This is a genomic window from Asanoa siamensis (assembly GCF_016862555.1).
In the GTDB taxonomy this organism is placed as follows: Bacteria; Actinomycetota; Actinomycetes; order Mycobacteriales; family Micromonosporaceae; genus Asanoa; species Asanoa siamensis.
In genome coordinates, this window is sequence record NZ_BONE01000053.1 from 1 (window position 1) to 22,873 (window position 22,873).

The 22,873-nt window shown below is 73.4% G+C and carries 16 protein-coding genes; 10 read left to right on the forward strand and 6 right to left on the reverse strand.

Features of this window, described 5'->3' with window-relative positions; translation table 11 throughout:
• Positions 1 to 867 (reverse strand): PLL family lectin (locus tag Asi02nite_RS41860; RefSeq protein ID WP_239127165.1); only part of this gene is annotated, 867 nt, incomplete at its 3' end.
• A 220-nt stretch (positions 868 to 1,087) separates the two neighbouring features.
• Here Asi02nite_RS41860 and Asi02nite_RS41865 point away from each other — a divergent pair.
• The 5 genes from Asi02nite_RS41865 to Asi02nite_RS27885 all read left to right on the forward strand — a co-directional run bounded on the left by Asi02nite_RS41865 (position 1,088) and on the right by Asi02nite_RS27885 (position 10,297).
• Complete coding sequence (locus tag Asi02nite_RS41865) at positions 1,088 to 4,360, forward strand: DUF2961 domain-containing protein (protein ID WP_239127167.1); 3,273 nt, start codon at positions 1,088 to 1,090, stop codon at positions 4,358 to 4,360.
• Positions 4,357 to 6,474 (forward strand): family 43 glycosylhydrolase, encoded by a 2,118-nt coding sequence (locus Asi02nite_RS27870; protein ID WP_203716892.1) that lies wholly within the window; start codon positions 4,357 to 4,359, stop codon positions 6,472 to 6,474. The genes Asi02nite_RS41865 and Asi02nite_RS27870 overlap by 4 nt, the downstream gene beginning before the upstream one ends.
• Positions 6,475 to 6,616: 142 nt before the next feature.
• A complete protein-coding gene (locus tag Asi02nite_RS27875) occupies positions 6,617 to 8,173 on the forward strand; it encodes a sugar ABC transporter ATP-binding protein (protein ID WP_203716893.1) in 1,557 nt (518 codons plus the stop codon).
• Complete coding sequence (locus Asi02nite_RS27880) at positions 8,170 to 9,252, forward strand: ABC transporter permease (RefSeq protein WP_203716894.1); 1,083 nt, start codon at positions 8,170 to 8,172, stop codon at positions 9,250 to 9,252. The genes Asi02nite_RS27875 and Asi02nite_RS27880 overlap by 4 nt, the downstream gene beginning before the upstream one ends.
• A gap of 34 nt (positions 9,253 to 9,286) precedes the next feature.
• Complete coding sequence (locus tag Asi02nite_RS27885) at positions 9,287 to 10,297, forward strand: substrate-binding domain-containing protein (RefSeq protein WP_203716895.1); 1,011 nt, start codon at positions 9,287 to 9,289, stop codon at positions 10,295 to 10,297.
• 153 nt (positions 10,298 to 10,450) lie between these two features.
• Here the strand turns inward: Asi02nite_RS27885 and Asi02nite_RS27890 are convergent, their stop codons facing one another.
• Together Asi02nite_RS27890 and Asi02nite_RS27895 are read right to left on the reverse strand one after the other, a co-directional pair.
• A complete protein-coding gene (locus Asi02nite_RS27890; protein WP_203716896.1) occupies positions 10,451 to 15,034 on the reverse strand; it encodes a WD40 repeat domain-containing protein in 4,584 nt (1,527 codons plus the stop codon).
• Entirely contained in the window at positions 15,027 to 15,908 is an 882-nt protein-coding gene (locus tag Asi02nite_RS27895; protein ID WP_203716897.1) for a hypothetical protein, read from the reverse strand. Before Asi02nite_RS27895 ends, Asi02nite_RS27890 begins: the two co-directional genes overlap by 8 nt.
• 145 nt (positions 15,909 to 16,053) lie before the next feature.
• Between Asi02nite_RS27895 and Asi02nite_RS27900 the strand changes: the two genes are divergently transcribed.
• The 3 genes from Asi02nite_RS27900 (at position 16,054) to Asi02nite_RS42425 (ending at position 17,365) form a co-directional block, all read left to right on the forward strand.
• Positions 16,054 to 16,755, forward strand: a complete 702-nt coding sequence (locus tag Asi02nite_RS27900; protein WP_308440184.1) for a DUF4097 family beta strand repeat-containing protein — start codon at positions 16,054 to 16,056, stop codon at positions 16,753 to 16,755.
• A 43-nt stretch (positions 16,756 to 16,798) separates the two neighbouring features.
• Complete coding sequence (locus tag Asi02nite_RS27905) at positions 16,799 to 17,146, forward strand: hypothetical protein (protein ID WP_203716898.1); 348 nt, start codon at positions 16,799 to 16,801, stop codon at positions 17,144 to 17,146.
• Between the two features lie 84 nt (positions 17,147 to 17,230).
• Complete coding sequence (locus tag Asi02nite_RS42425) at positions 17,231 to 17,365, forward strand: hypothetical protein (RefSeq protein WP_275410395.1); 135 nt, start codon at positions 17,231 to 17,233, stop codon at positions 17,363 to 17,365.
• A gap of 41 nt (positions 17,366 to 17,406) precedes the next feature.
• Here Asi02nite_RS42425 and Asi02nite_RS27910 read toward each other — a convergent pair whose 3' ends face one another.
• Positions 17,407 to 17,775 (reverse strand): hypothetical protein, encoded by a 369-nt coding sequence (locus tag Asi02nite_RS27910; protein WP_203716899.1) that lies wholly within the window; start codon positions 17,773 to 17,775, stop codon positions 17,407 to 17,409.
• Positions 17,776 to 17,877: 102 nt separating this feature from the next.
• Positions 17,878 to 18,651 carry a M23 family metallopeptidase gene (locus Asi02nite_RS27915; RefSeq protein ID WP_203716900.1) on the reverse strand — a complete coding sequence of 258 codons (774 nt, stop codon included), beginning with the start codon at positions 18,649 to 18,651 and terminating at the stop codon, positions 17,878 to 17,880.
• Between the two features lie 229 nt (positions 18,652 to 18,880).
• Between Asi02nite_RS27915 and Asi02nite_RS27920 the strand changes: the two genes are divergently transcribed.
• Both Asi02nite_RS27920 and Asi02nite_RS27925 read left to right on the forward strand, forming a co-directional pair.
• Positions 18,881 to 20,470: an ABC transporter transmembrane domain-containing protein gene (locus tag Asi02nite_RS27920; RefSeq protein WP_444541778.1), complete on the forward strand. Its 1,590-nt coding sequence runs from the start codon at positions 18,881 to 18,883 to the stop codon at positions 20,468 to 20,470.
• Positions 20,467 to 22,197, forward strand: a complete 1,731-nt coding sequence (locus tag Asi02nite_RS27925; protein WP_203716901.1) for an ABC transporter ATP-binding protein — start codon at positions 20,467 to 20,469, stop codon at positions 22,195 to 22,197. Before Asi02nite_RS27920 ends, Asi02nite_RS27925 begins: the two co-directional genes overlap by 4 nt.
• A gap of 3 nt (positions 22,198 to 22,200) precedes the next feature.
• On the opposite strand, the gene Asi02nite_RS27930 is transcribed toward Asi02nite_RS27925, so the two are convergent.
• On the reverse strand, positions 22,201 to 22,806 hold the full coding sequence (locus Asi02nite_RS27930; RefSeq protein WP_203716902.1) for a hypothetical protein: 606 nt from the start codon (positions 22,804 to 22,806) through the stop codon (positions 22,201 to 22,203).
• Between the last annotated feature and the right edge of the window lie 67 nt (positions 22,807 to 22,873).

The window sequence follows — 22,873 nt, forward strand, 5'->3', positions numbered from 1 at the left end:
GCCCGACACCTGCCCCGATACGAGGTCGTAGAAGCGGTGCTCCAAGTTGCCGGCCGGGTTGCGGAAGAACACGTGCTGCTGGTTCCCGTACGCGAAACCGGTGGGATCCGACCGCACCAACCCGACCGTGTTCCAGTTGTCGAGTCCCGGCGCCGCCGAACCGCTCTGCCACCAGTGCCGCAGCGTGTTGTCGGTGCCGCGGGCGAACACGTGCTGCTGTCCATTGTGGGCGTAGCCGATTGGCAACCCCACCAGCGCGCCGCCGCCCCAGTCCGGCCGGACGAGCCCCGTCGCCGGCGACCACGAGATGTTGCTCAGCGTGCCACCGGTGTTGACGGCGGCCACGTGCTGCTGGTCGCCGTAGGAGTAGGCGGTGCCGGCGACCCCGCCGCCGACCATCGCCCGCGCCTCCGCGAGCAGCGCCCGCGCCTTGGCCTCGCTCTGGTCGTAGCGGTCCGGGAAGCCCGACCGCTGCACGGCCTGGGCGATCTGGCCCGCGGTGCAGCCCGGGCAGCGGCCGTCCTCGACCTGGGCGCGGCTGAAGAACTGGGTGGACGCGTACTCGACGTTGAGGATCTGCGCCGGCGTGCCCCAGCCGTAGCTGGGCCGCTGCTGGAAGACGCCCAGGGAGTCCTTGTCGCCGCAGGGCAGGTTGTTCATGTGGGACTCGACCCAGCCGGCCTCGAAGCCGGCGAGCATCACCCGGTCGGAGACCCCGCGGGCGACGCCGACCTGGTAGACGATCCGGATCACGGTGGGGTCGTGGTTGGCCGGGATGCTGGTGCAGGCGGCCGACGCCGGTGCCGGCGCCGCGAGCACGACCGCGGCCGCGACGGCGAGCGCCGCGAGCCAGGAGGGGATACGCACGACGGTCTCCTCGGGGGTACGGGAGAGAAATCGATTGCTCGCACTATGCGGAAATACCACGACGACTGTCAATGGCTGCCGGCCACCTCGTTCTGTTGGGGGTTAAGGCGGATGCACTGAAAATATTCTTCAAACGTTGAAACCGGGCGGGCAAGTATTGACAGTCATCGGTCCCCGAAGTTAACTCGCCAGCAATCGATTTCTAGACGAAGGGACCGCCGTGAGATCCCGTACCCTCGGCGCCGCCGTGGCGGCGCTGCTCGCGGTCACCGCACCCGCCGCCGTCCCGCCCGCCACCGCGGCCGCCGGCGCCGCCGTGCTGGCCGTCCCCGACGACAAGGGCCCGATCGGCTGGGACGCCTACCGCCGGCTCGACCGGCTGCCCTACCTGTCCGCCGGCACCCGGACCGAGCAGTTCTCCAGCTTCGCCCGGGACGGCTCCAACGACGACGGCTTCGTCGGCACCTACTCGTGCCTGCGCCAGTCCGGCGGCTGCGTGATCGCCGAGGACCGCGGCGCCGGCGAGGTGCAGTCGATCTGGTTCACCCGCGACAACGGCACCGTCACCAACACCGGCTGGATCCGGATCGAGCTCGACGGGGTCACGGTGGTCAACACCGGGCTGCAGAACCTGGTCAACGGCGGGCTCGGCAACCCGTTCTCGTTCCCCCTGGTCACGAACGCCGACCAGACCTCCGGCGGCGTCACGGTCAAGGTCCCGATGCCCTACCGGGACTCGATGCGGATCACCACCCAGCACAACCCGCTCTTCTACCACGTCACCTACCGCGAGTTCGCCGACGCGAGCGGGGTGAGCACGTTCAACCCGGCCGACCCGGCCACCGACGTGGTCGACAAGCTGCGCGCCGCCGGCACCCGCGACCCGAAGCCCGCGCAGGCCGGCGCCACCACGGCGGCCGCGACCGTCAACGTGCCGGCCGGCGGCTCGGCCACCCTGGCCACGCTGAGCGGGCCGCGGGCGGTCACCGCGTTCCGGCTGCGCGTGCCGGACGCGCTCGCGACCGAGCCCAACCTGAGCGGACTGCGGCTGCGGTTCACCTTCGACGGCCGGTCCACGGTGGACAGCCCGGCCGGCGAGTTCTTCGGCGGCGGGCTGGGGGAGCGCAACGTCCGGTCGTTGATGTTCGCGATGGACGCCGCGGCCGGGGGCTGGTACTCGGCCTGGTGGCCGATGCCGTTCCGGACCGGCGCCACGCTCCAGCTCGCCAACACCACCGGCGCCGCGCTCAACGGCATCCAGGCCGAGGTGACCTCCGCGCCCGGCACAACCTGGACCGACGCCCTCGCGGCGGCCGGCCCGGCCGGCTACTTCACCACCCAGTCCCGTCGCGCCGAGACGGTCGCCGGCACCGACTGGCCCGTCGTCGACGCCGCTGGCCGAGGCCGGTTCGTGGGCGTCAGCCACACCATGCGCGGCCACATCACGAGCGGCAACACCCGGAACTACCTCGAGGGCGACGAACGCGTGTACGTCGACGGCTCGCCGACACCACAGATCTACGGCACGGGCACCGAGGACTTCTACGAGTCCGGCTGGTACTTCAACCGCGGTGAGTACAGCGGCGTGTTCACCGGCAACACCGCGCACCAGTTCCGCGGCGGAGGCTGCGTCGACGAGTGCGACGCGACCTACCGGCTCATGCTCGGCGACGCCGTCTCGTACGGCAGTGGGCTGCGGTTCGGCATCGAGCACGGTCCGGCCAGCGACATGCCGGCCCAGTACGGCTCGACGGCGTTCCTCTACACCCAGCCGACCGTGGCGCTGCGGCGCACCGACACCGTCGTCACCGGCGACGCGGCCAGCCGGACCGCGCACGCGTACACGGACGTGGGTGGCGGCCAGGCGGCGCTGACGTCGCGGTTCGAGGGCGACGACGACAGCGTGACGGTGACCGACCAGGTGCGGCGGTCGACCGGCGCGGTCAGCTTCCGGGTGGCGGTCGACCCGGCCAACCAGGGCGTCAAGCTCCGGCGGACCGGCGACCAGCAGGCGGCGTACCAGCAGATGACCGTCGCCGTCGACGGTGTCGGCGCGGGCGTCTGGGTCCAGCCGCTCGGCAACGGCACCCAGCGCTGGTTGGCCGACGAGTTCGTGCTGCCGGCCGCGCGGACGGCTGGGAAGTCGGCGGTCACGGTCACGCTCACGCCGGTCGCGGGCGCCCCGGCCTGGACCGCGTCGAGGTACGTCGCGGACAGCATGGTGCCGCCCTACGCCGACACCACCGCCCCCGCCGCGGTCACCGGCCTGACCCTCGGCGGCGGCCGTACCCACGCGGTGGCCCTGTCCTGGAACGAGCCGTCGGACAACGTCGGCGTGACGGGCTACCGGATCTACGCGTCGGCGTCGCCCGGGGTGGCGATCACCGCGGCCAACCTCGTCGGCACGTCCCGCACCACCGCCTTCCGGCACGGGCCGCTGCCCGCGAACGTGACCCGCTACTACCGCGTGGTCGCGGTCGACGGCGCGGGCAACGCCGGCGGCGGCTCCGGCGAGGTGTCGGCGACCACCCGGCCGCGCAACACGAGTGACGCCGACAACGACCGGCGCGACGACGCGGTGGTCTTCACCCGGGGCCTGGCCGGCGACGTCTTCACCTCGCTCTCCGACGGCACGCGGTTCGTGCAGGACGGCTGGCTCTGGAACGACCTGTTCGCCCTCGACGCGGAGATCCCGCTGACCGGCGACGTCAACGGCGACGGCCGGGCCGACGCCATCACGTTCACGCGCGGGGACCCGGCCGACGTCTACGTCGGACTCTCCACGGGCAGCGGGTTCGCCGGCGGGACCAAGTGGCACGACTTCTTCGCGGTCGGCACGGAGATCCCGGCGGTCGGCGACGTCAACGGCGACGGGCTGGCCGACATCATCACCTTCACGCGCGGCGACCTCGCCGACGTCTACGTGGCGCTCTCGAACGGGACCTCGTTCGGGCCGGGCGTCAAGTGGCACGACCACTTCGCGGTCGGTGCCGAACTCCCGGTGGTCGGCGACTTCAACGGCGACGGGCGGGACGACATCGCGACCTTCACCAGGGGTACGCACGACCAGGCGGACGTCTACGTCTCGCTCTCCGACGGGGCGAAGTTCGTCGAGGACGGCTGGAAGTGGCACGACCACTTCGCGGTCGGGGCCGAGCTTCCGGCGGCCGGTGACGTCAACGGCGACGGCCGCGACGACATCATCGCGTTCACCCGCGGCACCGCCGGCGACGTGTTCGTCTCGCTCTCCGACGGCTCGCGTTTCGTCCAGGACAACTGGAAGTGGCACGACCTGTTCGCGCTCAACTCGGAGGTGCCGGGCGTCGGTGACTTCGACGGCGACGGGCGGGCCGACATCGTGACCTTCACCCGCGGCACCACCGCGGACGCGTTCGTGTCGCTCTCCGACGGCGGCCGGTTCGTGCAGACGACCTGGAAGTGGCACGACCACTTCGCCACCGGGTCCGAGTTCCCCCGCCCGAGCCTGCTGTGAGACGGCTGATCGCGGCCCTCGCCGGGGTGGTTCTCACCCTGGCGGGGGCCGCCGCGCCCGCCCGCGCCGCGGACGAGACGGTCCGGCTCGAGGCGGAGGCGTTGCTGCCGGCCGTCTCCGCCTCGGCGCCGGTCGAGGCGCAACCGAACTGCTGCGGCGTGGCCTGGTCGGCCGGGCGGCAGCTGTGGTTCCGGGCTGTGCGGGCGGGCGACGCGGTCACCGTGTCGCTGCCCGCGGTCACCCCGGGCCAGTACGACCTGGGCGCGGTGCTGACGCGGGGCCCGGACTACGGCCACGTGCGGTTCGCGATCGACGGCGTCGCGGTCGGGCAACTCTTCGAGGGGTACGCCGCCTCGGTGCAGCGGACCGGGGCGGTCCCGCTGGGCTCGGTGTCGCTGGCGGCCGGCCCGCACCGGCTGACGGTCACCGTGACCGGGCGGCATGCCGCGTCCACCGGCTTCTTCGCCGGCATCGACACCGTGTCGCTACGCCGGGTCGGACCGCTCGCCGCGGTCACCACCGTGCCCTACGAGACCGTCGCCGACACGCCGGCGCAGGGCGCGCTGACCCGCGTCTACGACCCGAGCGTGGGGGAGTCGACCACCTGGTACTACAACGACCACACGCTGGTGCGGAACGTGCGGACCGGGGTGTGGCACGTCTTCGCCATCACGCACGCCGAGCCGGCGAACCCGCTCGACGAGAAGACCTTCGGGCATGCCACCGCGCCGTCGCTCGCGGGTCCCTGGACGAAACAGCCGCCGGCGCTGACCGCGAGCGCGGCCGCGGGGGAGGGTTGGATCTGGGCGCCGCACGTGGTCTACAGCAACGGGCTCTACTACCTGTTCTACGCGGCCGGGAACCCCGACTTCGCCAACTACCGGATGCACCTGGCGACCTCGCCGGACCTGTTCACCTGGACCCGCAGCCCGGCCAACCCGCTGTTCACCGACGGCTGGGAGGGGCGCGACCCGATGGTCACCCGGGTCGGCGCGCAGTGGGTCATGTACAACACGGCCACCTCACCCCGGACCGGCGGCAACCACGTCGTCAACTACCGCACGAGCACCGACCTGACGACCTGGAGCGCGCCCGCCGTGGCGTACAAGGCACCCGTCAGCGGGCAGGCGGGCGGGCCGACGGAGTCGCCGTTCGTGGTCCGGCGCGGGTCGTTCTGGTACCTGTTCGTCTGCTGTGACGGCACGGACTACGGTGCCGCCTACCGGCGGACGGCCGTCTACCGCAGCGCCGATCCGTTCCGGTTCGACCATGCCGAGAAGGTCGCCGTGCTCGACGCGCACGCGGCCGAGGTCGTGGTCGACGGCTCCTCCTGGTATCTCAGCCATGCCGGGTGGGGCCAGGGCGGGCTCTGGCTTGCGCCGCTGACCTGGGCCGGCGGGGTGGTCGCCCGCGGCTACCGGGTGACCACGAGCTTCCTGCGGGCCGACGTGCGCACCTGGCCCGAGGCCCGGATCGCCGCGCTCGACGTGGACACCGGCGGGGGCTATCGGCCCGCGCTCGACCAGTCCCACCGCGGCACCGGGCCCTACCTCGCGGTGGGCCGGTTCGACGTGACCGACCGGGCGGGCGCGCCGGCGCGGGTCGACGTGTCCGCGGACGGCTCCCGGCTGCACCTGATCGGCATCCCGTTCGGCGACGAGCCGGTGCGGGCCGACTGGCTGCTCACGGTAGCGCCGCGGTGGACCGGGTCCGCGCTGCAGAGCGACCTGGTCTGGCAGGTCGACAGCGCGCCGACGGCCGCGGTCTGGGAGGTGGCGTTCAACGTGGACGGTGCCCTGCCGGCGGTCGGTGACCCGGCCGTGGAGGCGCGCCCGACCGGCGACGTGCCCGGGATGCCATCGTGGACGATGACCACGGGCCCCGGCCTGTCGATGGTCGCGGCGCACCGCTGGGCGTCGGCCTGGCGGGGCGACAACACCTGGTACGACGCCGGCCACGCGATGGCCGCCTGGCAACCGTTGTGGCGCAACGGCGGCACGGCCTGGGCGCCGGGCCAGTACCCGGCCGGCACGTGGCGGTTCGCCGCGAGCCCGGTCCACCGCGACACCGTCTTCGCGACCACCGTCCACACGGCACTCAACGCCACACCGTAACGCAAGGAACGGTCCGTTGTTAACGCTTTCCGCATAACAACGGACCGTTGCAATCGCCTCGGAAGGATCCTTCAGGGGTTGACAGGACGTTGAAGCTCTTCTACGTTCCGGATGCAAGAAATCGATTTCTCAGGAGGTCGGCATGAGTGACGAAGCGGTCGTCACCATGACCGGCGTGGCCAAGCGTTTCGGCGGCGTGGTGGCCCTGGCCGGCGTCGACTTCTCGGTGCGGGCGGGCGAGGTGCACGCGCTGCTCGGGGAGAACGGCGCCGGCAAGTCCACTTTGATCAATGTGCTCTCCGGCGTGATCACCGACTACGAGGGCACGGTCGCCGTCGACGGGTCGCCCGTGCGGTTCGCCGGCCCGGCGGCCGCGCAGGCGGCCGGCATCGCGACGATCCACCAGGAGCTCGACCTCGTGCCGGGCCTGTCGGTGGCCGAGAACCTGGTGCTCGGTCGCGAGCCGCGCACCCGGCTGCGCACCGTCGACCGGCGCGCGATGCTGCGCACGGCCCGCGAGCAACTCGGCCGGCTCGGCGCCGACCTCGACCCGCGCCGCCTGCTCGGCTCGCTGCGGGTCGGCGAGCAGCAACTCGTCGAGATCGCCAAGGCGCTGCTCCTGGACGCACGGGTCCTGATCATGGACGAGCCGACCGCCGCCCTGGCCGACGCCGAGGTGCGGCGGCTGTTCGCCACCATCGCCGGCCTGCGCCGGGAAGGCGTCGGCGTCGTCTACATCTCGCACCGCATGGAGGAGATCGAGCAGATCGCCGACCGGGCGACCGTGCTGCGCAACGGCTCGGTGGCCGGCACGGTCCGGCCGGGGGAGACCGACCGGGGGCGGATCATCTCGCTGATGGTCGGTCGCTCGGCCGAGTCGCTGTTCGACGTCGCCGCCGCGCCCGACGGGCCGGCCGACCGGGAGCCGCTGCTCGAGGTCGACGCCCTCTCCGTGCGGCCCAAGACGGTGCGGCCCGGGCGCTCCGAACCCACCGGCGTCACCCTGACCGTCGGCGCCGGCGAGATCGTCGGTCTGGCCGGGCTGATGGGCGCCGGCCGCACCGAGTTGCTGGAGACGCTCTTCGGCGCCGGCTCACCGGGCCGCCGCTCCGGCACCGTCCGCCTCGGCGGGCAGCCCTACGCGCCGCGTAACCCCCGCGCGGCCCTGCGGTCCGGCGTCGGCTTCGTACCCGAGGACCGGCGCCGGTCCGCGCTCGTCCTCGCGCACCCGACGGGCCGCAGCATCGCGCTCGCGGCGCTCGGGTCGCTCAGCACGCTCGGCGTGGTGCGCCGCGGCCGGGAGCGCGCCGCGGTGCGCGGCAAGATGGCCGAGCTCGCGATCAAGGCCGCCTCCGCCGCCGCGCCGGTCGGCTCGCTCAGCGGCGGCAACCAGCAGAAGGTGATCTTCGCACGCCAGCTCCTGGTTCGGCCGCGGCTGCTCCTGCTCGACGAGCCGACCAGGGGCGTCGACATCGGCGCGAAGGCCGAGATCTACCGCCTGCTGCACCGGCTGGCCGCCGACGGCATGGGCATCCTGCTCGCCTCGTCGGAGCTGCCCGAGCTGCTCGGCGTCTGCGACCGGGTGGTCGTGCTGCGGCGCGGCGCGGTCGCCGCCGACCTGACCGCCGCCGACTCGACCGCCGAGGACATCCTCGCCGCCGCGATGGGCGTGGCCGTGGCCGGAAAGGACTCCCGATGACCGACACCCGCACGCCGCCCGGCGAGGAGGTCGCGCCCGCCGCCGGCACCGTCGGTCTGCGCGGCACGGCGGCCCGCTGGGTCCACCGGCCGCGCAGCCGCCGCGAGCTGCTCGACCGGCTGTTCGCCGTACAGAGCCTGTTCGCGCTCGTCGTGGTCTTCGTCGTGGCGATCGCCGTCTCCCCGCGCCGCGGTGGCGAGATCCTCTTCCTCGACGGCGGCAACCTCGGCAACATCGTCCGCGCGGTCTCCGAGATCGGCATCATCGCGGTCGGCATGACCTTCGTGATCCTGCTCGGCGGCATCGACCTGTCCGTCGGCGCGATCCTCGGCCTGTCCGCGGTCGGCACCGCGACGCTGATGGTCGACTCGGGCTACGGCATCCTGCCCGCGGTGGTCGTCGTGCTCGCGATCGGCCTGCTGTTCGGGGCCCTGCAGGGGTACGCGACGGCCAGGCTCGGGATCCAGTCGTTCATCGTCACGCTGGCCGGGCTGCAGGTCGCCCGCGGCCTGGCCCGGATCTGGTCCGGCGGCCTGGGCATCCCGATCGCGTACGGCGACGGCCCGAAGGAGGCACCGCCGGCGTTCGAGTTCCTCAACGGCAGCATCAACGGGGTCGTACCCGTCCCGGCGGTGCTCTTCATCGCCATCGGCGTCGCCGCGATCGTCGTGCTGCGGACCACCGCGTTCGCCCGGCACGTCTACGCGATCGGCGGCAACGAGAAGGCGGCCAAGCTCTCGGGTGTTCCGGTCACCCGGGTCAAGGTCGCCGTGTTCGCCATCGCGGGCCTGCTCGCCGCGGTGGCCGGCATCATCCACGCGGGCCAGCTCAACCAGGGCAGCCCCAACGACGGTGCCGGGTACGAGCTGGACGCGATCGCCGCCGTGGTCATCGGCGGCACCAGCCTCGCCGGCGGGTCCGGCTCGATGGGCGGCACGCTGGCCGGCGCGCTGCTGCTCGGCATCCTCAACAACATCCTCGCGCTCAACAACATCGACGCGAACGTGCAGCTGCTGATCAAGGGCCTGGTGATCGTCGCCGCGGCCGCGCTGCAGAAGCTGCGCAACACGGTCGCCTGACTCCGTCCGTCCCCGCCCTTCTAGGAGCGTTCCCATGCGTACGCGTACCGCCCTGCTCGCCGTGCTCGCGTGCGGCGCCCTGGCCGCCACGAGTGCCTGCAGCGTCGAGAAACAGTCCGACGGTGCCGGCTCCGGTTCGGCCGCCTCGTCCGAGAACTGCGGCTCCGGCAAGGACTTCCTCATCGGCATGTCGCAGGCCAACAACGCCGAGCCCTACCGCCAGGTGATGAACAACGACATCGAGACCGCCGCGAAGGCCGTACCCGGATTCACGGTCGAGGTCGCCGACGCGGCGCAGGACAACAGCAAGCAGGTCGCCGACGTCGAGAACTTCCTGACCCAGAAGATCAACCTGCTGATCATCTCGCCGAACGAGGCCAAGCCGCTGACCGCGGTCGTGAAGAAGGCGTACGACCAGGGCATCCCGGTGATCGTGCTGGACCGCAAGGTCGAGGGTGACGCGTACACGGCGTTCATCGGCGGCGACAACGTGGCGATCGGCCGGGCGGCGGGGGAGTTCTACGCGAAGACCCTGTTGCCGGACGGTGGCAAGGTCATCGAGATCGCGGGCCTGCCGGGTGCGACGCCCGCGGCCGAGCGCGCGCAGGGCTTCCGGGAGGGCATCAAGAGCAACCCGAAGATCGAGATCATCGCGTCCCAGCCGGCGGACTGGCTGCGCGACAAGGGCCAGACCGTGGCCGACGCCCTGCTGAAGGCGCACCCGGACGTGAACGCCATCTACGCGCACAACGACCCGATGGCCGAGGGCGCCTACCTGGCGGCGAAGTCGGCGGGCCTGGAAACAAAGATCAAGTTCACGGGCATCGACGCGCTCCCGGTCCCGTCGGGCGGCATCAAGGCGGTCCAGGAAGGCCGCCTGGCGGCGACCTTCCAGTACGCCACGGGCGGCCGCGAGGCGGTCGACCTGGCGAAGAAGATCCTGGTCGACTGCAGCAAGGACGTGCCCCGCTCGACCACCCTGGACACGATGCAGGTCACGGCGGAGAACGCGGCGGAGGCCTACACGAAGCTCGGCGGCGTCTGACCTCGACACGGCGCGCGGCCCGGAGCACATCATCGCTCCGGGCCGCGCGCTGTCGCGGACCGCACCCGTCCCAGGGCGGGCCGCGGGCCGATCACGTCGGCTGACCGCCGTGCGAACCGCGCCCACGGTCGAGGTGGTCCGGGTTCGCGGGGCTCAGCCGCCGGCGTGGATGAGCTTCGGCAGCGCGTCCGGGTCCAGGCGGATCGCGACGATGCCGTTCGACGTCGCCACCATCACCGTGTCCGGCTCGCAGAACGCCACATCGCGGATCGGGGCGTCGGCGTCGAAGGCGGTGGTGGCGTCGATGTAGGGGTAGACCGACGGAGGTGTCGCCAGCGCGTCGAGGTCGGAGAAGAGCAGTTCGCTCCCGCCGATCCGGGTGCAGATCAGGGTGCGGCCGTCCGCCAGTGTCATCGGGACGATCGCCGACGGCAGATCAGGGGCGCCGTGCTCGCGGAGCAGCGTGCCGTCGGTCAGGTCGAAGACCCGGACCACCTGCCGGGCGCGGCCGTCGTCCCCGAAGTCGTCGTCCGTGGTCTCGCCGGCGGGCTTCCCGTCGCGGCCCGCGACCACCATGATCGGGCGTCCGGTCGAGTCGTGACCGCAGCCGACGGCCGAGACCGTGTAGGCCTCTGAGGTGAACGACCACTGCTGGACCGCGGCCCCGGGCTCGAAGCCCTGGAACCGCAGTCGCGTGGCACCGGAGCGCGCGTCGACGACGTGGACCGTGCCCCGGTCGTCCACGACGACCAGCGAGTCGTGGTCCGGCGACGGGAGAGCGGCGGCCGCCACGACCGTCGCGCGGGCCGCGGTGGCGACCGCGCCGTCCCGCCGCCCCAGCAGCCGGCCGAGCCAGCCGCGCGCCCGGCCGGTGGATTCCGCGACGATCGCGGGCGTCGGGTCGGTGGACCGCACCTCCCACTCGACCGGCTCCCCGGCGGGAAGGCCGTACACGCCGGGGTGGCTCTTTCCGTCCAGGACGAGCATCGCGGCGCCGCCGGGGTCGCCGCGCAGCACGAGTCCGGGCCGACGGCGGTCGAAGACCCAGCTCCGGTGCGCGCGGTCGGTGGGCGGGAGGAGATCGATCTCGGCGAGCAACCCGCCGTCGGCGAGGCTCAGGACGCGGCACATCTGCTCGTCGTCGACGACGGCGGCGATCGCCGTGCCGTCCGGCAGCACCAGCGTCCGCAGCGCCTGCGGGGCGGTGCCGGGCAGCGGGTGCCGCGCCACCGTCTCACCGGTCGCGGCCGCCCACACGGTGAGCGTGCCCCGGGATGCTCCCGCCACCACGCCCACGCCGTCCGGGAGCGTGCAGGCCGCGACCAGGTCGATCGCCGGATGGGCCGCGGCGTCTTGCGGCGGCCGCAGGTCCCAGAGCCGCAGCAGCCCGTCGTGACCCGCGGTCACCGCGAGCGGCACCGCGTCGGTGGCCGGGCCGGCGGCGATCGCGCTGACGTGCGGCCCGCCGATCGGCACCGACCATTTCTCGCCGGCCGGCAGCGGTTGCACCTCGAGCGTGCCCCAACCCGGCGAGACGGCGGTCCAGCCGGTGCCGGGCAGGTCGGCCACGGCCAGCGCACCGTGGCCGCCGAGCGAGAGATGGCCGGCGGGGCCGCCGGTGCCGAGGTCGTACACGGTCGGACTCGTCGTGAACGTCGAATCGATCAACGCCAGGCCGGACACGCAGATGATCCGGCCGATCGCGCTGGTGCGGCGCCAGGTCTCGTCGACGACCGGGATGACGATGGTACGGACCAGCCGGTGCGCGTCGATGTCCCACACCTCGAGCCGTTCGGTGTGCCCGCCCGAGCTGTCGACGGCCTCCAGCACGGCGACCGCGGTCCCGTCGGCCAGCACGGCGCAGTCCATGGCCTCGATCGGCGGCGCCTGGCTCTCGCCGTAGAACTCGCTCCGGCCGCCGGTGCGGGTCTGCCGGACGGAGTAGCCGGTCACGAGCCGGGACCGGTCGACCAGCACCCCGCGGTAGCGGCCCGCCGAGACGTCCCAGGTGCGTACCGTGCCGTCGAAGGAGCCGGTGACCGCCAGCGGCGGCCGGCCGGGCCGGCTCACCACGGCCAGATGGGTGATCGGCCCGCCGCGGGCGCTGAAGCTCGCTCCACTCTGGTCCGAGACCTGCGCGAAGGTGCGCGCGTCGCGTTCCACCGGCCCGAGGATCGTGGCCAGCGGACGCCCCGATTCCAGGTCCCACGACCGGACCGTCCGGTCGAAGCCGGCGGACACCGCCACCGGCCGGCCGTCGGCAAGGGTCCCGCACCGGAGCACGTTGATCGGACCCACGTGTCCGGGCAACGCGGCGAGCTGGTCGCCGGTGGCGAGGTCCCAGATCCGGACGACGCCGTCGAAGCTTCCCGTGACGGCGACGCCGCGGCCGTCGCCGAGCACCGCGCAGTCGATCGCCTCGATGCTCTCCGGGCTCGGCACGGCCAGCCGAAGCTGCTCGGGCGCCCAGCGGACCCAGCTCACCGCCCAGGGGCGCGGCACCGGCTGCCGCGCGACGTCCTCGACGAGGAAGTCCGCCCCGCTGCGCCGCGCGACGAAATCGAGGTGGGCGGCGGCCTCGCCGAAGCCGCTGCTCGCGGTGACGAGGTGCACCGCACGCTGGTAGACCCGGGTCGCCGCGCGGCCGCGCTCGTCTTCGGCGGCGCCCAGCGCGGTCAGCAGCTCCGCCGACCGGGCGGCGACCAGGAAGCCGGCCTCCGCCAGCAGCGTGTCGAGGCGGCCGGACCGGGCCGCGTGGGTGGCCAGGTGGGCGACCGGGTACGGCTGTGCCCGGCTCCAGTCCCGCCGGCCGCCCGGGCCGATCGGCACGCGGTCGAGCAGCACGTCCGCGATGACACCGTGGGAACGGGCGGGGTCGCCGTCCGCGCGCAGGTACTCGGCCAGCGCCTCGTGGTAGAGGCGGTAGACCGAGCGGTCGTGGTCACCCGACTCGACGAGGTAGGCGCCCGCGTTGCGGTGCAGCCAGAGCACGTCGTCGTCGCTGTAGTGCCGTCCGCTCAGGGCCGACGCCAGCGGCGCCCAGACGTCCTCCCACGGCAGGCCGCCACCCTGGGCGTACGCGACCGGGGTGAGCAGGTCCCGCGCCCGGCCGGCCGCGTCGCCCAGCCGGACGTCCAGGTCCTGCCGCATCGCCTCGGCCGCGGTGCGGGGCAGCGCCGCCCGCCAGGCCGGGTCGGCCTCGTCCGCGGGCGGTCGTGCCGCCAACGTCCGGGCCGTGATGCGGGCGACGAGGAAGGAGTTCCCCGCCGCCGCGGTGACCGCCGTCGCCACGCCGGACACCACCTCGGGGGCGACGTCGCGGTAGCCGGGCCCGTCCAACAGCAGACGGCGTACGTAGCCGAGCATCGCGTCGGGGTCGGCGTGGGTGTCGTCGTCCAGGTCGATCCGTACGACGTTGGGCCCGAGCCGGGGGAGCAGGTGCCGCCGGGTGCCCAGCACCAGCCGCAGCCCGACCTCCGGTCCCCAGTCCAGCAGCGGGCGGAGCAGGCCGTCGACCAGCTCGACCGGGTCCAGCGCCTCGTCGAGCGCGTCGACCGCGACCACCAGCGGACGGTTGCGTACGGCCGAGAGCAGGCCCTCGAGGTTGTTCACCGGCGCGTCGAAGGCGCCGCAGAGCGCGTCCATCACCTCCTGCGTCGGCTTCCGTCGCGCGTGCACGGCCAGGTCGACGGCGCCGACCGGTGGGACCGTGTCAGCGGGCAGGCCAGCGCCCCGCGGCACGGCCGCGCGCAGGGCCGGATCGCTGAGGACGGCCAGCCGGGAGACGACGGCGGACTTGCCCGACCCGGGGTCGCCCGTGACCACCCGCGACCGCCGGTCCTCGTCGGACGCCAGCCAGCCGACGAGCTCCCGCAACGCCAGGTGGCGGCCCTCGAACCACCAACCGGTCTCCGTCGGCAGGTCCACGCCGCGCGCCCGGGGCAGGAAATGCTGCGCGATCTCCTCCTCGCGGGCGGCTCCCTGCGCCATCCGCAGCTGCGTGAACAGGTCGAGTCCGTGCAGGCGGGTGTCGTAGCGCTGGTTGGGCAGGAAGGGCAGCTGCGCGGTCGACCGGAAGAGCTCGCTCACGGACACCGTCTGCCAGCCGGGCCGCCCGGGGTTGGCCATGATGTGCGCGGCGACGGCGCTCAGCGACAGGTAACGCGGTTCGTGTCCAGCGGTCGCCTTGTGCCGCACCGCCTCCCCGAACAGGCGCGCGAAGTCGCCCGCCCGGACCTGCTCGAGCGGGTGCGATGCCGTCAGCACGACCAGCGTCTTGCCCTCGGCGCGGGCGACCGAGCGCATGCCCGTCAACAGAGCCTCCGCGCCGCCGTGCCCGGCGAAGCACGAGTCGAGGATGAGCAGGGCGTGCCGCAGCGGCGTCTCGGCCAGCATCAGCTCGGCGAGCTCGCTGGTGCTGACGGTGTCGGAGTACGGGTCCTCGGTGCCGCCCATCCACAGTCGATGCCGTTCGCCGACGAGGTCGGCGTGCCCCGTGTGGTAGACCACCACGACGTCGTCGGGCTCCCGTTCCCGGCAGAACCGGCGCAGCTCGGTGCGGAACCGCTGGGCGCTCGGGTCCAGGCCGAACGAGGGCACGCGGGCGTAGCCGAACTGCTCGGTGAACAGGGCGGCCATGCTCTCGACCGAGCCCGCGAGGGCCGCCCGGCTCGCCGACAGGCCCGTCGTCACCCCGACGGAGACCAGGAACCGGCGATGCCCGTCGCCGTCAGGCATCGAGGCCGTCGGCGATCGCCGCCCCGGTCAACCGGTCGCTCAGATAGGGGGCGATGTCGTGCGCGGACGCGCCGTTGTCGACCCTGATCTGGCGTACCCGGTCTCCGAAGCGGATGCGCAGGTCCTCCTCCACCGCGACGACGTCGCCCCGGTCGGCCACGTTGGTCCACGCGGTGACCGCACCGGGCCAGCCGCCCCGCAACTCGCCGGTCGCCGGGTCCGGCTTCGGCGGCGGCTCGAGCCGGTCGAAGATCAGATGGCGGAGGCCGAGCGGCGAGCCCAGCGTGACGAAGGACCGCACCGGCCACTCGGGATGCGCGCAGAGCGCCTCGTAGGCCACGACGGAGCCGAGCGAATGACCGACGACCACCTCGGTCTCGTCGCTCACGCACGTTGCCACCCGGTCCCGCGCGACCTGCCGCACGGCCGGGTCGAACAGGTAGGACCTCACCTGTTTGAGGTCGCCGATCAGCAGGCGCTCGGAGAGGCCCATGAAGAAACGCGAGCGCGTCATCGCCCGCAGCGCCGACTGCACCCAGCGCGGACTGCCGCCCAGCGTCTCGGCCTCCGGCGGCACGACGCGCCGGTCGACCTCGGCGGCCCGGCGCCACCAGGCGAGCAGCAGGTCCTGCTCGAAGCCGGTCTCGACGTCGACCGCGTCGAAGTGCGCGTCGGGCGCGAGCACCTCGCCGCGGCTCCGGAAGACGTCACCGTAGAAGGCGAACGCGACCGACTCCGGATCGAGGTCGGCACCGTGGCCGTCGGCGCGCGCGAACGCCAGCCCGTCGAGCAGCGCGGCCAGGATCGACGCCCTGAGCTGATGTGGACCTTTGACGTGCTGACGGATGCCGTGCACGACGACGACGCGGGCCATCGACCCCTTCCTCCCTGAGAGCGCAAGCTCACCCTGGGTGGTTGCAGCAGTCTAGCGACGCCAGCCGACGCCGCCAACGACGGACGGCAGCTCCGTGTCAGGTCCGTGGCGGGGGTGTGGCGGCGCGGGTGCTGATAGTCGACGCATGACGAACAACAGCCAGTCGAAGGAGAACGTCATGCGGAAGTTCGAGACCCCCGGCGCCATCTCGGTCGTCCTCGAGGTTCCCGCCGGGCGCGTACGGTTCATCGCGTCCGAGCGGGCCGACACCACCGTGCGGGTCGACCCCGTGGACGCCTCGAAGAGTCGTGACGTGAAGGCGGCGCGGCGGGTCACCGTCGAGTGTCGCGACGGTGTGCTGCGGGTCGCGGACCTGACCGCCGCGAAGCACACGCTCTTCGGGTCGTCGGGGTCCGTCGAGGTGACCGTCGAGCTGCCCGCCGGTTCGGCCGTCGAGGGCAGGTCCGCCTGCTGCGAGGTACGCGGCGTCGGTCGGCTCGGGGACGTCGCGTTCGACGGTGCGTACCGGCGGATCAAGATCGACGAGGCCGGGAGCGTGCGGTTGACCGCGATCGACGGTGACGTGGAGGTCGGCCGGCTGGGCGGTGCGGCGCGGATCAGCACCGCCCGCGGTGACATCCGCATCGCCGAGGCCGTGGACGGCGCGGTGGTGCTGCGTACCGGGTTCGGTGACATCTCGATCGGCGCCACCGCCGGCGTCTCGGCCACGCTGGACGCCGGCACCGGCTACGGCCGCGTCGCCAACGCCCTGAAGAACGACGGCACCGCGGGACTCGACATCCGGGCCACCACCTCGCACGGCGACATCACCGCCCGCAGCCTCTGACCCACGCGCGGATCGCGTACCCGTGGCGGGCAGGATGTCAGCCGTGACCGACGAAGATCCACTCGCCGACCTGATCGCGAAACAGTTCGGTTCGTGCACCCTGCCTCTCGGGCAGGGTGCACACGCCGGCACCGCGGTCTTCTACAACGAGCTCGTGGAGTCCACCGACGAGGTCGACCGGGTACGCGAATGGTGGCTGACCGCCGACCGCCTGACGCGCGGCGAGGTGGGCGAGGTGCGGCTGCGGCCCGACCTCATCGAGCCGGCGGGCGCGGCATCGGACAACCTGATCGTGACCGACTTCGCGAAGATGTGGTCGCGGCGCTGCCGGGTGAGCGACGACCGCTGGCCATCGTCACCTCGAACGTCGGCCGCGACCCGGACCGGGTGATCCGCTGGCAGGGCTCACCACCCACGGGCTTCGCGGGCGCCCCCGGTCTTCGTCGCGGAGCCACACGGTGACCTGACCTTCGCCGTGCTCTGCGTCGGCCTGCTCGCCTCGGCCGACCGCCACCCGACGGTCCTCACGTTCGACATGATCCGCGTGCTGATCGCGGAGCTGGTGCGACCGGAGCCCACGAAACGCGGCCTGTTCCGCCGCCGCCGGTGAACGCGTCCGTGATCAGGCTCCGCTGACGGCGCGCCCCGCGGCTAACCGCGGCGGGTCGTCGCGGTGGGTAGGTCGTCGAGGACGACCGAGAGTTCCACCGTCTCCTCGTGCACGTCGGCCACGTCCGTCAGCGCCGCGTAACACAGGCGCGTCGGTGGTGGGCCTCCGCGGGCGATGCGCAGGTAGCCCTCCCGGACCAGGCGGGCCGCCGCGGTCCCGGGGACGCCGGGCAGGGCGTGGCGGGTCCAGCCGGGCAGCATCGCCTCGATGTCGCCGATGTCGCCGATGCGGCGGCCGTCGTCGGACACCGCGAGTGGGTCGGGGCTGTGCATTTCGCGGACTCGGCCGATTCTCGTGCCGGTGCGGTCGACCACCAGCAGGCCTGGTCGGATCCGGATCTTGTCCGTCATCACGACCTCCCCAGAAAGCGGGCTGTCTCCCTCAATAATTGCACGCGAAACGGGGGCGGAGGGGACCCAGAAAACAGGGGCCCCTCCGCCCGGACCACCACATCAGCAGCGGGGTACGCCTGGGATGAAGCCGTCGTAGCCCGTCAGGACGTACGCGTCCGCGATGAAGCGGCCCGCGCCGATGCGGTCCCAGATGTTGCTCGTGCCGTACGTGCCGGTGACCGTCGTCCCCGTGGTCTGGCACTGGATCGTCACCCGCGTGCCGTCGGCCACCGTGCCGACCGACGCGTACGAGGTGCCCGGGCCCGACCGCACCGTCAGCGGCGTCCCCGCCGTGTTGACGGTGCCGGACCCCGCGCCCCCGCCGGAGCACGCGTTGTCGCTCGTGTAGGTCTTCGTGCCCCAGTAGAGCGCCAGCGCCCCGTTGAACCGGATCTGCACCGCCGAGCCGTTGAGCCGCTGCTCGTAGTGCAGGTGCGGGCCGGTCGAGCCGCCGCTCGTGCCGACGTAGCCGATCACCGAGCCGTAGCCGACCGACTGCCCCACCGACACGTTGAACCCGCTCAGGTGGGCGTAGTACGTGGTGTAGCCGCCACCGTGGTTGATCCGGACGTACCGGCCGTAGCTGGTGTCGCCGAGGTTGGTGACCACGTCGACCGTGCCGGGCGCGCTCGCCACGACCGGGTCGCCGTCGTCGTTGGTGCGGTTGAAGTCGATGGCGTTGGCCGGGCTGTGGTTGGTGCGCGTCTGTCCGGACCAGGCCTGCCCGCAGGGGAACGGCACCTTGAACGTGGGTGCCGCCAGCGCCGGCGCGGACGGCAGCACCAGGAACGCGGCGAGGGCGGCCCCGAGCAGGGCCAACCAGCGGTGCTTCATGCACGACCTCCAGTCAAATGAAGAAATACTTCAATTCCTCTATATGATCCTGGCAGAAATCTGCGTGAGGTGGAACAGGGGGCGAAGGTAGGTTGAACGCGTGCCCCCGCAGATCCCCCATGCCGATCCCGGGGTGCCGGACACACGGGGACCGTTCCGCTACATCTGGTGGCTGACCCGCAGCCAGCCCTGGCGGATCCTGCGCGGCGCCCTGTTCGGCACCGTGTGGATGGTCGGTCTCGCGCTGCGTCCCTACCTCGTCTCCCGCGCCGTCGACGACGGCCTGCGCGCCCACGACCGGGCCGCCCTGCTGTTCTGGGTCGGCACGATCGTGGCCTCCGGTCTGGCGATGGCCTGGGTCGGCATCATGCGCCACCGCACGATGACGTTCGTCCGCGAGGACGCCACCGCCCGCTCGGCCGAGGTGGTGCTGCGCCACCTGGCCCGGGCGGGCGCGACGCTGCCGCGCCGGCTCGACGCCGGCGAGGTCGCCACCGTCAGCGGCCGCGACATCGGCTACGTCTCGCACGTGCTGACGTTCATGGGGCCGGGCATCGGGGCCGTCATCGCGTACGCCGTGGTCGCGGTCGTGCTCTGGCGCATCGAACCGGTCCTCGCCCTGCTCGTGCTGGTCGGGGTGCCGAGCGTGGTCGCGGTGATCGCGCCGCTGCTGCGCCGGCTCGAGGCGGTCGAGACCGACTACCGGCGCCGGCAGGGCGCGCTGACCGCCCGGGCCACCGACATCGTCGCGGGCCTGCGGGTGCTGGCCGGCGTCGGCGGCCGGAGCCTGTTCGCCGACCGTTACGACCGGCAGTCCGCCAAGCTGCGCACCGAGGGCTACCGGGTCGCCGCGGTCAACAGCTGGATCGAGGGCCTGGCCATCGCCATCCCGGCGGTCTTCCTCGCGCTGGTGGTCTGGTCCGCCGCCCGGCTCGCGGTGCAGGGCCAGATCACGGTCGGCGAGATGGTCGGCGTCTACGGCTACGTCGCCATGCTCACGACACCCTGCTGGATGCTGCTGGGCAGCACGTACGACGTGATCCGGGGCCGGGTCGCCGCGCGGCGGATCGTCGCGCTGCTCCGGGTCGAGCCCGAGGACCACGCCCCGGCTGGCGAGTCGGTGACGGCGCCGGCCGGCCCCGCGGACCTGCACGACCCCGACAGCGGCCTGACCGTGCCGGCCGGCCGGCTGGTCGCGGTCGCCGCCGACGACCCCGGCACCGCCGCCGCGCTCGCCGACCGGCTCGCCCGGTTCGCGACCAGCGACGTGACCTGGGGCGGAGTGCCGCTCGGTGCGGTCCCGCTGGCGGAGGTGCGGCGCCGCATCCTGGTCGCCGACCACGACGCCTACCTGTTCGCGGGCCCGCTGCGCACGACGCTGAGCCCGGCGGGTGGCGCCGTCGAGCCCGGCGTGCATGCCGCCGCGGCCGAGGACGTCGTCGACGCGCTGCCCGACGGCCTCGACACCGACGTCGACACCCAGGGGCGCACGCTCTCCGGCGGCCAGCGGCAGCGGGTCCGGCTGGCCCGGGCCGTGCTGGCCGACGCCGAGGTGCTGATCCTCGTCGACCCGACGTCGGCCGTGGACGCGCACACCGAGGCCCGGATCGCGGAGCGGTTGCGCGCGGCCCGGGCCGGCCGCACCACCGTGCTCGTGGCGACCTCGCCGCTCCTGCTCGGTCAGGCCGACGAGGTGGCATTCCTGCGCGGCGGCCGGGTCACGGCCACCGGCGACCACCACGGCCTGCTCGCCCGCGACTCCGCCTACCGCGCCCTGGTCGCCCGCGGCGCCGACGAGGACGCCGAGGTGGCCGGATGACCGCGTTGCCCGTCGCCGACCGGGTCACCACCCGGCGGTCCAGCCGCGACCTGCTGCGCGGCGAGCGTCGCGCCGTGGTCGTCGTGCTCCTGCTGCAGGCCGCCGCGGCCGCCGCCGGCCTGGCCGCGCCCCGGCTGCTCGGCGCGATCGTCGACGACGTGCTGCAGGGCGCCACCGTCGCCCGGATCGACCGGCTCGCGCTGGCGATCGCCGTCTGCACGCTCGTGCAGGGCGTGCTGTTGCGCTACGGCTACCTGGCCGGCTACCGGTTGGGGGAGCGGGCCATCGCCCGCCTGCGCGAGTGGTTCGTCCGCCGCACGCTCGACCTGCCGACCGCCGTGGTCGAGCGGGCCGGCACCGGCGACCTCGCCAACCGCAGCTCCGTCGACGTGGCGACGGTCGGCACGATGGTCCGCGACGTGGTGCCCATCATGCTGATCTCGTCGGCCCAGCTCCTGCTGCTGTTCGGCGCGGTCTTCCTGATCCACCCGATGCTCGGCCTCGTCGCCCTGGCCGGGCTGCCCAGCATCCTCGCCGTCACGCGGTGGTACCTGCGCCGGGCCAGCCCCGCCTACCTCGCCGAGGGCGCGGCCAGCGCCGACCTGACCGAGTCGCTGACGACCACCGCCGAGGGCGCGCGCACCGTGGAGGCGCTGCGGCTCGGCGACGAGCGGATCACCAGCGGCACCGACCGGGTCGCCCGGCAGTGGGCCACGCGGCGCCGGACGCTCGGCCTGCGCTCGGTGTTCTACCCGGTGGTCGAGGGCAGCTACGGCCTGCCGGTCGCGGCGGTCCTGCTGGCCGGGGGCGTGCTCGCCCGCGACGGCTCCGTCAGCATCGGCGACGTGGTCGCGGCCGCGCTGCTGCTGCAGCAGGCGATCGAGCCGCTCGACCGGATGCTGCAGTTCATCGAGCAGGCCCAGCGCGGCGTCGCCTCGTACGCCCGGGTCCTGGGTGTCGGGTTCGGTGTGCCGGAGCAGCGCGGCGTCGCGCCCGTGCCCGGCGACGAGCGGATCGTGGTGCGCGACGCGCGGTTCGCCTACACCGCCGGGCACGACGTGCTGCACGGCATCGACCTCGACCTGCGGCCGGGGGAACGGCTCGCGATCGTCGGGCCGTCGGGTGCCGGCAAGTCGACGCTGGCCCGGCTGCTGGCGGGCACCGAGGCACCGGACACCGGGTCGGTCACGCTGGGCGGCGTGCCGGTCGCCGACATCGAACCGGCCCGGCGGCGGCAGCTCATCGCCCTGGTCACCCAGGAACACCACGTCTTCATCGGTACGCTCCGCGACAACCTGTCGTTCGCCGCGCCCGACGCCACCGACGGCGAGATGCTCAGCGCGCTGGTCGCGGTCGGCGCCGACTGGTACGCCGCGCTACCCGACGGGCTCGACACGCGGCTCGGCGAAGGTGCCCGGCAGCTCGGCCCGGCCGACGCGCAGCAGCTCGCGCTCGCCCGGATCGTGCTCGCCGACCCGCACACGCTGATCCTCGACGAGGCGACGGCGGCCCTCGACCCGACCACCGCGCGGCGCACCGAGCGGTCGCTGGCCGCGGTGCTCGGCGGGCGCACGGTCATCGCGATCGCGCACCGGCTCAACACCGCCCGCGACGCCGACCGGGTGGCGGTGCTGGCCGACGGTCGGATCACCGAGCTGGGCACCCACGACGAGCTGGTCGACGCCGGCGGGCCGTACGCCGCGCTCTGGCGCTCCTGGCACGGCTAGAAGCTAGTCGCGGCAGCGCTGCTCGAGCGACCGCGGCCAGCGCGCACCGGGGCTGATCTCCACGGTGGTGTCGACGGTGCGGGTCGCCCCGTCGGCCGTGCGGATCCACATGTTCAGCGGCAGCGGCGCGGCGATGAACACCGTGCGTTGCGCGCACGTGAAGGTGATCGTGACGGCGATGGTCCGGAAGCCCGGCCGGATCGTCACTCGCTGTGACGCGTTGCGGATCTCGAGGCCCTGTCGCCGGGCGCCGAGGTCCTCGACCTCGATCGGCAGCGGGCCGAGGTTGACCAGCGTCAGGTTGGCCACCATCGACGCCGTCGTGCCGTCGCTGGTGCCGTCCAGGTCGGCCGGGTCGATCAGCTGGGCGCCGACCTCGACGACGGCCGCCGCCGCGGCGCGCTCCTGGCCGGCCTCCCACCGGTGCACGCCGGCGCCGCCCGCCACCGCACCGAGCACGGCGGCCAGCGCGACGGCGCTGACCTGGAGGCGGGCCGCGCGCAACCGCCGGAGCCCGCCGCGCAACCGCTCGCCCGGCTCGATCGCGGGCCGCGGCGGCGCCGGCCGGTCGAGATCGACAAGGGGTTCCCGGGGGTGGGCATCGACCATGGCGAGAGGGTACGCGGCGCGCCAGGCGCCCGTGATCCGCGTCCGGCGGCATGATGTGGTTGAACCG

What these genes read in the sequence shown, in the direction of transcription:
- Asi02nite_RS27930 (WP_203716902.1), bottom strand. Translation starts at nt 22,806, where the DNA reads ATGGTCGATGCCCACCCCCGGGAACCCCTTGTCGATCTCGACCGGCCG.
- Asi02nite_RS27875 (WP_203716893.1), top strand. Translation starts at nt 6,617, where the DNA reads ATGAGTGACGAAGCGGTCGTCACCATGACCGGCGTGGCCAAGCGTTTC.
- Asi02nite_RS27900 (WP_308440184.1), top strand. Translation starts at nt 16,054, where the DNA reads ATGACGAACAACAGCCAGTCGAAGGAGAACGTCATGCGGAAGTTCGAG.
- Asi02nite_RS27895 (WP_203716897.1), bottom strand. Translation starts at nt 15,908, where the DNA reads ATGGCCCGCGTCGTCGTCGTGCACGGCATCCGTCAGCACGTCAAAGGT.
- Asi02nite_RS27910 (WP_203716899.1), bottom strand. Translation starts at nt 17,775, where the DNA reads ATGACGGACAAGATCCGGATCCGACCAGGCCTGCTGGTGGTCGACCGC.
- Asi02nite_RS27885 (WP_203716895.1), top strand. Translation starts at nt 9,287, where the DNA reads ATGCGTACGCGTACCGCCCTGCTCGCCGTGCTCGCGTGCGGCGCCCTG.
- Asi02nite_RS27920 (WP_444541778.1), top strand. Translation starts at nt 18,881, where the DNA reads ATGGTCGGTCTCGCGCTGCGTCCCTACCTCGTCTCCCGCGCCGTCGAC.
- Asi02nite_RS27925 (WP_203716901.1), top strand. Translation starts at nt 20,467, where the DNA reads ATGACCGCGTTGCCCGTCGCCGACCGGGTCACCACCCGGCGGTCCAGC.
- Asi02nite_RS27890 (WP_203716896.1), bottom strand. Translation starts at nt 15,034, where the DNA reads ATGCCTGACGGCGACGGGCATCGCCGGTTCCTGGTCTCCGTCGGGGTG.
- Asi02nite_RS27880 (WP_203716894.1), top strand. Translation starts at nt 8,170, where the DNA reads ATGACCGACACCCGCACGCCGCCCGGCGAGGAGGTCGCGCCCGCCGCC.
- Asi02nite_RS27915 (WP_203716900.1), bottom strand. Translation starts at nt 18,651, where the DNA reads ATGAAGCACCGCTGGTTGGCCCTGCTCGGGGCCGCCCTCGCCGCGTTC.